The sequence below is a fragment of the Paenibacillus sp. MAEPY2 genome (assembly GCF_000499205.1).
GTDB classification, from domain to species: domain Bacteria; phylum Bacillota; class Bacilli; order Paenibacillales; family Paenibacillaceae; genus Paenibacillus; species Paenibacillus vandeheii.
This window is the reverse complement of sequence record NZ_AWUK01000011.1, coordinates 42,589-56,056: the sequence shown is the minus strand read 5'-3', so window position 1 is coordinate 56,056 and position 13,468 is coordinate 42,589. Positions and strand designations below refer to the sequence as shown.

Genomic DNA, 13,468 nt, shown 5'->3' with positions numbered 1-13,468 from the left:
TTAGGTCCGAAGAAATATGTTTGAAAAGTTTAACTACGAACTCTAATTAAAACTTTAGTTTTTTTACCATTCTGTACAACGACATTGTCGGTTTATTCACTTCCGATGTAATTTCATACCCGAGTCTGGCATACAATTTTCCCGCCTGATGATTTTCTTTTTTAACTGTCAGAGAACTTACGTTATAGCCTTGTTTAATGGCCTGCTCTTCCGCATAACGAATGAGTTTGGAGCCGACGCCCATTCCTCTGCTTTCGGGCATTGCTGCAAGTGTTGCAATATGAAACTCCCCTTCAAATCCTTCTTTCAGAGTTATATTGGAAAATAACGCTCTTGGGTGCAATAGGTTGTAAGTAATTAAGCCTAGTTTTCTGTATGACAAGAGTTGTTTCGCCGTAGCTGAGACCAATCTCTCCATAACGGTAACAGGCAAACACGTAATCATTCCAAGCGTTTTATCTCCCATTTTTGCTTCATACGCATATTCATGACTGAATCGATTGTTCTTAGACTGCCAGAGTTTATGGAAGGTAGCACCTACGATGCTTTGATTTGTTGAACCAGCAATCGTATTTGCTATATCCCCAAGCGCCATTAGATTTAGTTTAGATCCCACAAGAGAATGTGGGGTTCCATTTACAATAGAAATATTAGTCATATAATCACTACTCCTGTCACTAAATATATAATCCTGTTATATCAGTAAATATAATTGTCGTTTATTATTTGATAGATTTTTCTATCAATTAATTATACAGTACTTCATTTTTCAGTGCATCGTCAAGCAGGAATGTCGTACCTTGCTGTTTCATTTATAAGGATCGCTTTTACTGCCAGAAGTAGAGTATAGTTGAATTGTTGAAAATATATTTCAGGAGGCTACAGCCATGTCCCAGGAGATCTGGATTAACCTGCCAGTCAAAGATGTTGAGAGGTCCACTGTCTTTTACAATGAGATTGGATTCCATGCGGTGAGCGTTGGTAACGAGAGAGCCAAGCTTGTCGTAGGCCAAACAGCGATTCTACTGTTCCCGGATGCGGCGTTTGAGAAGTTTACAGGTTCAAAAATCGCAGATACTTCCCAAAGCGCAGAAGTAATATTTTCCATTGGGGCTGAAAGCAGAGAAGAAGTAGACACTTTTATTCAAAAAGTAGAGTCTGCCGGAGGAAACATCTTTGGCAAGCCGAGTGAAATGGACGGCTGGATGTACGGCGCAGGATTTGCCGACCTGGACGGGCATCGCTGGAACCTGCTGTACATGGATGAGAGCAAAATGCCGAAACACTAATATGAAAACGCCGATGACCGGCTTATTTTTACATCCCCTGTATTCTCATATCTGTCATTCCAATCAAGATCGTTGCTTGGAAGGAAAAATTTCGTGGGTTAAAGAACTTAAGCAGTTTATTAAATCACATTCTTATAAAGGTAGGTACATCACCATAAAAAAGCCGGCTGTATGGCTACAGCCGGCTTTCTGCTAATCAGGTGCGGTTATTTTGTAAGTGTGCTCGATACTATTGTGATGGTAAGGGTATGCTTTGCGCCGTTTCGATCTGCTGTAGATCGACGCGGAACTGTTCCTGCACGTTGAAGGGATGATACAATCCCTTGGCAATCGCATATTTGCTGATCTTTTCATGCGTATCGATTGCCTGTTCCAATTGGCGTTCCAGAACACCCTTGATTTCCGGTGTGACGCATTCCGTTACGGCCATCGCCAAATTCCGGACGCCGCTCTTGGCCGTGGCCAGAAAGTCCATGGCGATCACATCATCTGTCATTTTGTTCATGCCAGTCATGTATTCCAGTACAGGATTCATTGCAGTGTCTCCATTCCTTTGGTCATTATCGAGGCCAGTTCGGCCAGCTGATCAGACGACATGGCGGCATCCTGCTGGAGAATAAGCTTCAGCTCGGGGTCCGTGACCAGCGCCTGCATCGTCTTGGACTTCGTCATGCAGACCGTCTTGAAGGCAGCAATCTCATGCACCTCCAAGGCTTCATGCATTGCATACGTTGGGTTCATCTAGAACTTCACTCCCTTGTTTAATCAAGCTCTTTACGGCTTTAAAATAACTTTAATGCAGTTATCTGTCTTCGTATCAAACATTTCATAGCCGCGTTTGGCCTCACTCAGCGGAATCACGTGCGTAATGATATCGGCCACGTTGACCTTCCCTGTTGTCACCAATTCATACATGTAGGGCATATAATGAATAACCGGTGCTTGTCCGGAGCGAATGGCTACATTGCGCTGCATGATATCGCCCAGCGGAAATCCGTTGTAACGGCCGCCGTATACGCCGGTAATTTGAATGGTTCCGCCCTTGCGAACCGCTTGGGAAGCAATAATTAGAGCGCTCATGGTTCCGCCTTGCAGCTTCAGACCGCTCGCCAGGTATTCGAGATCGCTCATCTTTCCGTCCATGCCCACCGCATCGATGACCACGTCAGCTCCACCCTTTGTAATTTCCTTCAGGTAGCTACCGACATTTTCATGATGCTCAAAATTGACGGTTTCGACGTTATTATTCTTTTTGGCATGCTGCAGCCGGTAATCTACATAATCGACAGCGATAACCCTCTTCGCCCCTTTAAACCAGCAAAACTTCTGAGCAAGCAGTCCAACCGGACCGCAGCCTAGCACGATCACCGTATCGCCCTGTTTCACGCCCGCATTATCAACGCTCCAAAAAGCGGTTGTCATCGCATCGGCGATCAAAGCAAGACTTTCATCCGGCTGCTCATTGCTTTCAGGAATTTTAAAATGCGTAAAATTGGCAAACGGAACCCGCAAGTATTCGGCCTGCCCGCCAGGAAACCCACCGGTCGTTCCCGAGTAACCGAAATATGCTCCCATATCTCCGTTATCATTAGAATTGTCGCACTGGCTCTCCAGTTGATTTTTACAGTAAAAGCATTCACCACAAGCAATATTGAACGGGATAATGACACGGTCCCCTTTTTTCAGCTTAGTGACTCCGGGTCCGACTTCCTCTACGATCCCCATCGGCTCATGCCCGATGACGTAATCCTCCTGCAGATTGGGAATCATGCCGTGAATCAGGTGTAAATCGGAGCCGCAAATGGCGGTGCTGGTCAGCTTGACGATCATGTCGTCCGGCTTTTGGATTTTCGGATCAGGGACGTCTTTGACGACAACGTTTTTGACTCCTTGGTACGTCACTGCTTTCATCATGCCTGGCTTTCCCCCTTATGCTCATCCGGCGTCCTGTCAAACATCCCTTTGCGCGACGTATCTCCCGGAAACAGGTTCATTCCGGCAATCATGGCCGTATTTTTGGCGGAAAGCTGGTCCAGCTGATATTGTTCGTTCAGCTCATATGGATGAAACCATTTTTTTCGAATCATGAGCTCAGTAATTTCCTGGTGAAGGGCAATGCCCTGTTTTAACTGCTTTTTGAGCAGTTCTCTTGCATCGGACGATACGGTTTCGGTCAGGGCAACGGCGGTGTTCCGTACCCCTTCCTTGGCTCGAAGCAGAAAATCCATGGCGAATGTCATGTCGGCCATTTCAGGCATGTTAAGCGAATTGATCGGATCTAAATAATCGCTGTTCATCAGGTCATCACCTTTAATTTAGAATGGGAGTAGGCTTGCTTTCGGGAACCGGAGCCTGGAATGGCGCTCTTTGATAGAGCGCTGTCAGCTCACTGATATCCACCGTGGATTGTTCTACGTCTTTTTGCATGAGCATCTTCAATTCCTGGTCGAAAACGACCCCCTGCATCAGCTTGGACTTTGCCGCACAGAGCGTCTTGAAATTCAGCACTTCATGGAGATCTAGCGATTCATGCGGGGCGAGTGAAATATCTTTCACGTTTGACTTGCACCTCCTTTATTGAACACGGATGTAAAATTAGGTTATCCCTCTGCATAAAGGTTGATTCGGGCTTCTCCCCCTATACCGTATATCAAAATATTCCAATTATGGACATCCAAAAAAAAAAGAAAACAATCACTAGCAGTTAATTACATCGTACTGCCCCTTTCTAATACAAAATAAAAAAACGAGGCAACCGATCCTTTTGGGTCGGCTGCCTCGTTAAAGTGCTCCCGTATTTTGAGCTAGGTTGTACGGGAGCATTCCAATTAATTGTTAAAATAGTGAGACTGTTCGAGGTCGGGGATCAGTGCAGGTTGCACAGGCAGCCACCCCAGAAGTTGTTGAGTAGCCAGGCTTGATCTTGGAATATCAAGCGCTGCAAGTGTACTGAGGAAACCGAAGTGAGTATCGGCTTCTTCAGGGGAAATACTGACTATAGGCACGTTGAGGTATTTACCAATAACACTTGCGATGTCGCGAAAAGGTACTCCTTCATCTGCCACCCCATCTAGTCGTGAACCAGCGGGTGCCTTTTCTAACGCAAGGCGGTATAGATGTGCGGCATCAAGGCGGTGCACAGCTGGCCAGCGGTTGGTTCCCTCTCCCACATAAGCTGCAAAGCCTTTTGTTCTAGCGATATCGATCAGTCTCGGCACAAATCCGGTATCACCCTCACCGTGTACCGAAGGACATAGCTCTACAATGGATGTCCGCACCTCTCGCTCCGCCAGCGATAATACTACGTTTTCTGCTGCCAATCCATTAGCGTGCGTGGTAATCACAAACGGCTTACCGGACCCTTCGAGCGCCGCACCCATCGCTTCGACAGCGTGCAGATCTGCTGTGAGTGATCCAGCGAAGTTCGAGAAGTCGTGATTGAAAGCCAGATGAATGACGCCATCCGCCGCATCCGCCCCCCTACGAAGACTGTCGAGATTGTCGATGTCACCGCGGTGGACTTCGGCACCAGCCTCTTTTAGTTTCGCAGCGCTATTGTCTGAGCGCACAAGACCGACAACCTGATGACCCGCATTAATGAGTTCACGGACGACAGCAGAACCGATATAACCTGTTGCTCCTGTTACGAAAACACGCAAGATGAAATCCCCCTTTAGCTGTTGACTATTAATGAACTATAATTACCACGCGACGGGTCCATCCTCATCTGAGAACGTTCCTGTTGGACCATCCGCTCCAATCATCGCAAGCCGGACTGCTTCACGAGCCCCTTGTACAACACTACGAGTACCGGCAAAATTATTGAGCGCAGTCGATGTAAAGCCCGGACATGCCGCATTGACCTTGATATTTGTCGATTCAAGCGCAAAAGCAAAGGCAAGTGTCACTGCATGAACAGCCGATTTTGATGCCGAATAGGCCCCAAACATCGCACGATGTGTATTTTCGGGAATGGAGTTCCAACTAAGTGAGCCACCGGTGCTACCCAGGTTGACGATGCGAGCTGTCGGAGCCTCACGCAAAAGTGGCAACATGGCCTGGGTGACAGCGATGACACCAAAAACATTAGTTTCATAAACTGCACGAATGTCTTCGAGCGAAGCAACGGTCAATAGACCGCTCGTCGCACCACCACTCGGAAAAGGGTTCTCCGGTTTACCTGCATGTGAGATACCCGCATTGTTTACAAGTACATCGAGACGACCAAATTCGTTCCGAATATGCTCTGCTGCAGCATTGATGGAGTCCTGATCTGTAACGTCGAGTTGGAGAGCGTACGCACCCGAACCGATGCTATTGGCAGCAGTTTCTCCATTCTGGAGGCTGCGTGATCCGACGAGTACGGTGTATCCGTGTTCCACGAGATCCTTGGCAATTTGAAGTCCGATACCTTTGTTTGCCCCAGTGACCAGGGCGACGAGTTTGTCATGCATAGTAATATTCTCCTTTTTAATCAAATATGGATAAGTTTTTATTTAGTTGACGTATCAACCTGAACTCAATTTAACACGTTGAAGTTGACACGTCAACCATGTTATTATGCTTCTATGGATAAAAACGAACTAAACGAAGAAGAAATGCAAATATGGCATATGTGGAAAGGTTCTTTTCAGACCATCTTCGGTCGTGTAGTCAAAGACATGTCTGATCAGACAGGACTATCAGAAGGCGATTTTGGAGTATTGGATCGATTAATCCTTTTTGGTAACGGTAACCTTCGCCAACAGGAATTAGCCGACTCTATGGACTGGGATAAGAGTCGATTATCCCATCATCTGACGCGGATGGAAAAACGAGGACTAGTGATGAGGAAACCACTAGACACAGATCGCGGAATTCAAGTCATGATCACTCCCGCTGGAAAATCGAAGTTGGATGATGCCCGACCTTACCTCTCTAAAGCAATACGCAAACATTTTTTTGAACAATTAACAGACCAGGATATTGAGTTGATTAAGAAGCTGGCGGAAAGGACAAACACAAGGTCTTAGCGTCTTTTTGAATCTCAGCTACCTTGACCACGAACCACAACTCACGGAAAAAAATCGCATCTATTAGAAAAAACTCAACGGAAAGGGCTAGGTCTTATCCCCTACCCGGTTGAGTTTTTTGCCATTTCTCGCAGCCCGTCTTCCTTCACTCGTTCAAATGTAAGCTTTTTGTAAGAATGAATTAATAAAAATTCAGGATTTGTTCTCTACAATTAAATTATATCGATTGATATGATTTAATTTTACGAGGAGGACAACAATGAGTTTAACAAGGAAGAGAAACGTATCTAGCTTCAGGAAGTCCCTGTTGGTGTTAGGGATCTTCGCATTGTTAATTGCATTAACGGGAGCAGGTACCGGTTATGCAAGCATCGAACCTGTGACTAGACAGACATTGGTACTGCAGCATGCAACAATCGTGGACGTAAGGTCGGGAAAGTTAACTAACGATCAGACGATTATCATTACGGATAATAAAATTAGTCACATTGGAAACAGCGCTCAAACGGCGATTCCCATTTACGCGCAAGTACGTGATGCAACGGGCCAATACGTCATTCCTGGTTTGTGGGATATGCACGTCCATTTGGAAGATAACTATAAAGACGCCTTCCCGCTTTTTCTGGCTAACGGAGTAACCGGAGTCAGGGAGATGGGGGCAGCTCTGAATAACGTCGATATATGGAAAAATAGCATTCGATCCGGTATGACGGCCCCACGTCTTGTTTATGCGGGTTCGACCCTGAATGGAGGTCCAGCTGACGATGCCCCTCACATGTTCTACTTGGAAACAGAGGAACAAGCACGCAAAGCCGTACGTCTCAATGCGGTCAAAGGAGCGGATCATATCAAGGTATACTCTTGGTTGCCGCGTCCTCTGTTTTTGGCGGTCATGGATGAAGCCCGGAAGTACGGCTTGCCAGTGGTTGGTCATTTGCCGGTAGAGGTACGGGCCAGCGAAGCCGTTCAATTGGGGTTTAAGAGCATAGAACATCTGCACGGTTTGTTTATTGCCACTTCGAGCATTGAAGATGATCTTTTCAAGTATGCAGACATGAGCGATTTGCTTGGTTATTCGCTGGCAGAGATCGAGGCCTCCCAGGCCTATGATTCCGTAAAGGCTAACAAGCTGTTTAACACATTCAAAGAAAAGGAAGTCTGGCCTGTACCCACCATGGTTACTTATTTGAATATGGCCAAAACCGAAATCGATCCGCGGTCCACATATGTACCGACTGCCGTGCAGGAGCAATGGGCCGAAGTGATTCGCTCCACGCCTCCCGAACAAACGGAATTAATGGCGGCCATCAATTCTACAACGCCGGATATGGTCAAAAAGCTGAATGATGCTGGCGTGCCTATGCTTGCAGGTACCGATTCTAGTTTCGAAATGACCAACTTTATATACGGCGTTTCCTTGCATGATGAACTCGAATTGCTGGTGAAAAGCGGCCTGTCCCCGCTACAAGCATTGCAGACGGCAACGCTGAATCCTGCACGATACTTGCAAAGAGAGCAGGAACTGGGTACCGTAGAAAAAGGAAAGCTCGCCGATCTTGTGCTGCTTGAAAAGAACCCTCTGGAGGACATTCGACACACAACAAGCATCTCTGCGGTTGTCTTGGACGGAAAACTGATCGAAAAGAAGACCTTGGATCAAGCAGTTAAAACATACCCCTTGATGAAGGTTGCCGATATGAAAGAACCGGAAGGATCAGGCTCATCTGACACTAAGTACATCCTTCATAATCATTAATGCAGGTCAGCGCATAGGAAAAATTTATCTAAATCCGTAACTGAGTAGGAACAAAAGCCGCAAAATAGCGACTTTAAGCGATTTAAATAAGTTGTTGTACACCAAAAGATCTCTTCACTAGTGAAGAGATCTTTTGGTATTTTACATATAGCTGTCTTCTGTAACTCAAAAATTCAATGACTCAACTGCTCAGCTATTATTCAGAAATTATCGGTTCACCTGGCTCCTCATTTGCAAGAAGCTCTGGACTCACGGAATGTCGTTCGAACTTAACTGCATCAACCCTCGTATAGATCATATCGGCAGGAAGCGTTGGCGGGTCTACCGTTGTTGGAGTCTCTCTGGTTAAACGAACATATTCGCTGCCGTCTCCTGTAAAGTCGAACGTTCCTAGATTAACCCAACCCGATGAGCCGACCGTTGCATCGATATACGTCACCTCGGTACCCGTCTTATGCTTCACCTCCACTTTGACATGATTATCGTTTGCCGTTGTATGGACGAGCTTGAAGATGGAGACCGTATATTTCCCCTCCGGAAACTGGCCTTTCCACGTTGCTGATGATCCTTGAACTGTAGTATAACGAGACTTAACCCCAATTTTGTATCCAGCTAAATTGCTTTGGTTCCAAGACCCTTCTGTCGTGTACAATCCTGTTGTATTTGTACTGTCGACGATAACCGTTAGGTCCTTGATCGGTATGCTCAACGAAGGAGTTGTTAAGGTCACTCCGTCAATCGTTACCGTGGCCCATACCTCTATGTGATCCGTTGCCTCATCGAGATTTAGAAGGGTTAACTTACCGCTGCTATCCACTTCAGCCAGATCCGTACGGTCAACGAAATACTGCACATTGGCCTGTGTCAGATCACCGATCAAACCGTTATCCAAATAGCCGGTTACGCTTAGTTGTGCGTTTTGAGTCATCTGCAGCTCGTTCCGATCGGATACGATTACCGCAGATTCCAATTGCGGTATCTTGTTGGGGTCCACCCACATGATCGCATCGGCAACGACCCTTGACTTGTTGGCCTTATTGGTTAGTTCTACGTAGCCGCTATCGCCTGCCGCAAAAGGATAGTCACCTAGATGTACCCAAGTACCATTGCCCGTTGTCTCATCAACGGTAACCGTCTCGGAGCCCCCGCTATAATAAACGGTAAATGAAGCATTCGTCGCCCAATTTTCAGTCGTAGCCGTTATTTGCGGAAGCTTGTAATACACACTGTAAGTAACACTTTCGGGCAGCTCCGGCCGCCATTTCATTTTGCTAGTCGCTGTGCCAGCTGTCGATTTGGCATATACATAGTTATCATAGTAATAGTCGTTAGCCGTCGTATCCCTTATCCAAACGCCTTCTGTCTCCGCCTCCGTATTATCCACAATGATCGATGAACCATCCGGACCATCGGGTTGGACTGGAGTTTCCGTTACCTGATCGGGCAGATAGAGTGTCCGTTTACGGGTCTGTTTCCCTTCCGATTCCACATAATACGTGAAGGTTTGGGATAAATCGTCCACCCGTATCGACCATTCCATCGGATATATCGTATCTGGGATGGTTGTATATGTAGCCCCGCCATCCAAGGAATAATGGATTGTCGCTGGTTTCGTCGTTTTGGCCTGCACATAAGCATCATAAACCGTTTCGTCAGGCTTGACGATCAGCATGCCTTTAACCGCATCGATTGGACTATGGATATCGAAGAAATAGCTTGCATCCGATGGATCAGCCGTTCTAACCTGATGCAGCGGCACATCAATATCGAGTCCCTCTACAATGATAGCGGTGATTCCCTTGCTTGAAACCGTGGCTTGAATGATTCCACCACTCATAACCGCTTGTTCTGGTGTGCCATTGTCGCGGATGATGGTTACGTTATAATCTTGTGCCGGGTTGAACCCAATGATCTGTTCATTCAATTCGATTGGAGTCTGAACTTCTTCTGACGATGCGTTGCTTAGTCCGATGTAGAATTTATCCCCGCTCTCACCCGTTATCCAGTTTAATTGAGGATGATTGGTCCGAATAATCCCATTGGGCATCCAAAGCCAAACATCCGAATTACCATAAAATTGACCTGGTTTATTCCCATAGAGGTGATATTTGAACCATAAAAAATTCGTTTCGAATACAGAAGGAAATGTGATACTCCCGTTCGATTTCAACGTTTGTTCGCTGATCAAATAGTCCATCGTTTGCCCGAGCTGCCCCGGGATATGGTGATAATAGATGGATGTAGCCCCGCTTGGGCCTTCCAACGGAAAATCGGGTTCCAGTTGGCTAACGGCAAAGCCCTTATAGTAATAACCTGGATAACTGGAATATCGACCAATAACCGCATTATGAGCAATATCCTGCAGCAGTTTATCACCTGTATAGAGCGACAATCTCAGCATGAATGGAGCTTCCTGAGCATTCATCCGATAATAGCCGGTAGTACTTCCTGCTTCAAACGTCAATCCGCTCGGTGAAACAAGCCAACGATCCGCTTGAACGCCTCCAGCTATATCTTCTGGAAGCTTGAGCCTAGGATATTGAAATTTACCACTTTCCGGCCAATGGAACGACTCCGCGTAATTATATGTCTCAGGCTGCGGAATCGTAACGTTACCTTCAGGAACTGGACGAGCAACGAACATGGTTGCATACCGTTTGGCTTCCTTATAAGCGGCATCCAAGTATTTGGGATCCTGAGTTTCCTCGTAAAGCTCCAAGATCTCCATCCATAGTTTGCTATAATAATAAATGAACTCATTTTTACTCACATTCACGGATGCAGGGGTATCAATATGTTGCACGATATAGCTATCGGCTGCATCCTTGGCAGCTTGCAAATACTGTGCATCTCCCGTCATACGGTACATCATCAGGGGCTGAATGACAGGACCTCGGTCTTTCTGGTCAGGATCACGCACGAGGTACTCTTCCTGTGCCATCGCCTCAATTCCTGCCGAAGTGCCCATCATCTGATTCACTGCGGCTACGCTTGAAACATCGAACGGCAGAGTAGCCATTTTCCATAACGAAGGCACGCCATATACATTCTTCTTCGTCGGCGACCATCCGATGCCATTTCGTGAAACGCCATACTGGACGGATGGCAATGCTCTCGTATCATAAAGCTGGTCATCACCGGTCAAATAGTAGGCTCCCAGAAGAACCGCATTCGAGCTTGTTCGAACGCTATCCTCATTTTCGATATCAATAAAGCCCTTGGCTCGGCTCCACCACCCGCTGGGTGACGGGACATAATCAACAGAATCGTCCCCTTGCGGCTCTATCTTAAGCACATCAATCATATTGAACATCGCGTCAGTAAGCGACTGCTCCGAGACATTTTCCCGGTATGCCGAATATCCGTACTCACTGCGAAGAATATCTGCGTAGGACTCATAAATTTTGCTGTGTTGAGCGATTAACCCTATATGAAATTGGTAGGTGCTCTCTGCGGTCATTTGCGAATAAGTCCCCAGTTGAGGGGCATACAGGATCGGCTGCACGCTGCCTTCGTTATTGACCAAGCTCATGCCCAGCCGTTGCTTCGTCACACCTCCCGTCGGTTCAAATTCAACCGGAAGCTCATCTGATGGTACAAAAACCCCATACGTCAATGGATTCCCCGCACCGTCATTCTTCTCAACCAGACTCATTGGAGCGCTCAACTCCCTCAAGCTTGTTGATTCCACCGTACCTACCATTTTTGCGTGCGACCTGAATCCACTTAACACTTCATTGATGCCCGAGACTACCTCTGTTGTGAAGGACTGATATCCAATCACATAATTGCCATTGCGGCGAGGCGTAAAGGCGAAGGAAACATCAGGTTTATCCCCTGCCATAGACCAGTTCACTTCAAAATCGTAATCACTGCCATGCGAAGAATCGGTCAATACCGCTGTGTGGCTGTCGGGAAAATGAATTCCGTCGAATGTAATCCAGCGTTTGTTCATCGTATCGTAGTAATTGGTTAGACTCCCCGCATTCCCATCCAATAAAACCCATTGCTCCTCAAGTCGTTCCGACACACTATTTATAGGCATCCAGTTTCCTGTGTCCGTGTTCTTGTAGAACATGTCACGAACGATGGATTTGCCCCCATCCCATGCTGCCTCATAGAAGGTCGCTTTATAGTTTTCATTTTCGATGCTTCCTTTTTCTGTGTAACTGAGATTCTCTAATGTGCGGCTGCGCAGCGGAGGCAATGGTGGTGCTTGCTGCTGGATATTTCCTTCGAACTTGACCGCATCAGCGCGGGTAATAATATTGCCCGTCGTAGGTTGAGTTCGAGTCAGCCTGACAAATTCGGTATCATCACCACTAAACTCATACTCCCCCAAATCCACCCATCCGACGGATGGACCCGACGAAGGTCTCAGATCCATAAACATGACATCCGTAATCCCGTTGTGAACAATCTCAATCTTTACATTACTATCTGCTTTATCCGCCCAATCCAGCTTATAGAACGATATTCTCGCCTTCCCTGCTTCCAAACGCGGGTTCCATGTGATGCTTCTGCCTACGGCGTCCGTATATTTGGAACTGGAATTATTGTATCCCTTCACTCCCGTACTTGTGTTCCAATAAGGAGCGGAGAAGCCGTTAGTGGTATTGCCCGAATCAACAGTAACGACATTATCAATCGTAAGGCTTCCATCATCAATGATGATCGTCTTATGTGGCTCTTTCTGCCTTATATTCCCTTCGAACTTGACCGCATCAGCGCGCGTAAGGATCGTGTTCGAGGTGCTGGTAGAGCGGGTCAATTTAACGAATTCTTCACCAACCCCGGAAAAATAGTACTCTCCCAAATCAACCCAACCCGCAGGATCGCCAAATGAGGGTCTCAGATCCATAAAGACTACATCCGTCGTTCCATTATGAACGATTTCGATTTTCACATTGCTATCTGCCTTGTCCTCCCAGTTAAGCTTGTATAATGATATTTTCGCTGTTCCTGCTTCCAAGCGTGGATTCCATGTTATCGTTCTGCCTGCTGTACTCGTATATTTGGAGTTGGAATTGTCATACCCCTTTACCCCTGTGCTTGTGGTCCAATTTGGAGCCGAATATCCATTGTTCTCGTTATCTGGATCCGGTGTCACAACATCATTGATCTTGATGCTCCCGTCATCGATGATAATGGTCTGATAAGGTAAGGTCTCCGCATAAGCGGCCCTTATTCCGATCAGGCTGGAAGGAACTACTATCGTCAACATGAAAACGATTAAAAAAAACAGCTTCCTTTTGACCATACAACTCACAGCCTCTCCTATTAATGATAACGCTTCCAAAAAAAAGATGTCCCTTTGCTCGAATGACCATAAAAAAGAAATTTACCTTATCCTTCTGTCTAATCCCGCTCTGTCTTTTTTATCTTAGCATGTCACATCACCGTGAAATTTC

At 46.5% G+C, this 13,468-nt stretch carries 12 protein-coding genes; 3 read left to right on the top strand and 9 right to left on the bottom strand.

Annotated features, from left to right (window positions below; translation table 11 throughout):
• Positions 1-46: 46 nt before the first annotated feature.
• Entirely contained in the window at positions 47-658 is a 612-nt protein-coding gene (locus P364_RS0109745) for a GNAT family N-acetyltransferase (RefSeq protein WP_024629949.1), read from the bottom strand.
• A gap of 229 nt (positions 659-887) precedes the next feature.
• Here P364_RS0109745 and P364_RS0109740 point away from each other — a divergent pair, with 229 nt between their 5' ends.
• Positions 888-1,289 (top strand): VOC family protein, encoded by a 402-nt coding sequence (locus P364_RS0109740; RefSeq protein WP_024629948.1) that lies wholly within the window; start codon positions 888-890, stop codon positions 1,287-1,289.
• Positions 1,290-1,518: 229 nt separating this feature from the next.
• Here the strand turns inward: P364_RS0109740 and P364_RS0109735 are convergent, their stop codons facing one another.
• The 7 genes from P364_RS0109735 to P364_RS0109705 form a co-directional block, all read right to left on the bottom strand.
• On the bottom strand, positions 1,519-1,824 hold the full coding sequence (locus tag P364_RS0109735) for a spore coat protein (protein ID WP_024629947.1): 306 nt from the start codon (positions 1,822-1,824) through the stop codon (positions 1,519-1,521).
• The gene (locus tag P364_RS0109730) at positions 1,821-2,030 is read right to left on the bottom strand and encodes a hypothetical protein (RefSeq protein WP_024629946.1); all 210 of its coding nucleotides are present in this window, start codon (positions 2,028-2,030) and stop codon (positions 1,821-1,823) included. The genes P364_RS0109735 and P364_RS0109730 overlap by 4 nt, the downstream gene beginning before the upstream one ends.
• A gap of 33 nt (positions 2,031-2,063) precedes the next feature.
• Positions 2,064-3,200: a zinc-dependent alcohol dehydrogenase gene (locus P364_RS0109725; protein ID WP_024629945.1), complete on the bottom strand. Its 1,137-nt coding sequence runs from the start codon at positions 3,198-3,200 to the stop codon at positions 2,064-2,066.
• Positions 3,200-3,586 carry a spore coat protein gene (locus tag P364_RS0109720; RefSeq protein ID WP_006210206.1) on the bottom strand — a complete coding sequence of 129 codons (387 nt, stop codon included), beginning with the start codon at positions 3,584-3,586 and terminating at the stop codon, positions 3,200-3,202. Before P364_RS0109720 ends, P364_RS0109725 begins: the two co-directional genes overlap by 1 nt.
• Positions 3,587-3,599: 13 nt before the next feature.
• Positions 3,600-3,845, bottom strand: a complete 246-nt coding sequence (locus P364_RS0109715; RefSeq protein ID WP_024629944.1) for a hypothetical protein — start codon at positions 3,843-3,845, stop codon at positions 3,600-3,602.
• A gap of 272 nt (positions 3,846-4,117) precedes the next feature.
• Positions 4,118-4,948, bottom strand: coding sequence for an SDR family oxidoreductase (locus tag P364_RS0109710; RefSeq protein WP_024629943.1), 831 nt, complete (start codon positions 4,946-4,948; stop codon positions 4,118-4,120).
• A 42-nt stretch (positions 4,949-4,990) separates the two neighbouring features.
• Positions 4,991-5,743, bottom strand: a complete 753-nt coding sequence (locus P364_RS0109705; protein WP_024629942.1) for an SDR family NAD(P)-dependent oxidoreductase — start codon at positions 5,741-5,743, stop codon at positions 4,991-4,993.
• Between the two features lie 114 nt (positions 5,744-5,857).
• Here P364_RS0109705 and P364_RS0109700 point away from each other — a divergent pair, with 114 nt between their 5' ends.
• Both P364_RS0109700 and P364_RS0109695 read left to right on the top strand, forming a co-directional pair.
• The gene (locus P364_RS0109700; protein ID WP_024629941.1) at positions 5,858-6,301 is read left to right on the top strand and encodes a MarR family winged helix-turn-helix transcriptional regulator; all 444 of its coding nucleotides are present in this window, start codon (positions 5,858-5,860) and stop codon (positions 6,299-6,301) included.
• A 259-nt stretch (positions 6,302-6,560) separates the two neighbouring features.
• Entirely contained in the window at positions 6,561-8,057 is a 1,497-nt protein-coding gene (locus tag P364_RS0109695) for an amidohydrolase family protein (protein WP_024629940.1), read from the top strand.
• A 196-nt stretch (positions 8,058-8,253) separates the two neighbouring features.
• Here P364_RS0109695 and P364_RS0109690 read toward each other — a convergent pair whose 3' ends face one another.
• Complete coding sequence (locus P364_RS0109690) at positions 8,254-13,317, bottom strand: golvesin C-terminal-like domain-containing protein (RefSeq protein WP_024629939.1); 5,064 nt, start codon at positions 13,315-13,317, stop codon at positions 8,254-8,256.
• Positions 13,318-13,468: the final 151 nt, after the last annotated feature.

Excerpts from the sequence above, each read along its gene's own strand:
- P364_RS0109745 (WP_024629949.1), bottom strand. The coding sequence starts at position 658 with ATGACTAATATTTCTATTGTAAATGGAACCCCACATTCTCTTGTGGGA.
- P364_RS0109740 (WP_024629948.1), top strand. The coding sequence starts at position 888 with ATGTCCCAGGAGATCTGGATTAACCTGCCAGTCAAAGATGTTGAGAGG.
- P364_RS0109735 (WP_024629947.1), bottom strand. The coding sequence starts at position 1,824 with ATGAATCCTGTACTGGAATACATGACTGGCATGAACAAAATGACAGAT.
- P364_RS0109730 (WP_024629946.1), bottom strand. The coding sequence starts at position 2,030 with ATGAACCCAACGTATGCAATGCATGAAGCCTTGGAGGTGCATGAGATT.
- P364_RS0109725 (WP_024629945.1), bottom strand. The coding sequence starts at position 3,200 with ATGAAAGCAGTGACGTACCAAGGAGTCAAAAACGTTGTCGTCAAAGAC.
- P364_RS0109720 (WP_006210206.1), bottom strand. The coding sequence starts at position 3,586 with ATGAACAGCGATTATTTAGATCCGATCAATTCGCTTAACATGCCTGAA.
- P364_RS0109705 (WP_024629942.1), bottom strand. The coding sequence starts at position 5,743 with ATGCATGACAAACTCGTCGCCCTGGTCACTGGGGCAAACAAAGGTATC.
- P364_RS0109700 (WP_024629941.1), top strand. The coding sequence starts at position 5,858 with ATGGATAAAAACGAACTAAACGAAGAAGAAATGCAAATATGGCATATG.
- P364_RS0109695 (WP_024629940.1), top strand. The coding sequence starts at position 6,561 with ATGAGTTTAACAAGGAAGAGAAACGTATCTAGCTTCAGGAAGTCCCTG.
- P364_RS0109690 (WP_024629939.1), bottom strand. The coding sequence starts at position 13,317 with ATGGTCAAAAGGAAGCTGTTTTTTTTAATCGTTTTCATGTTGACGATA.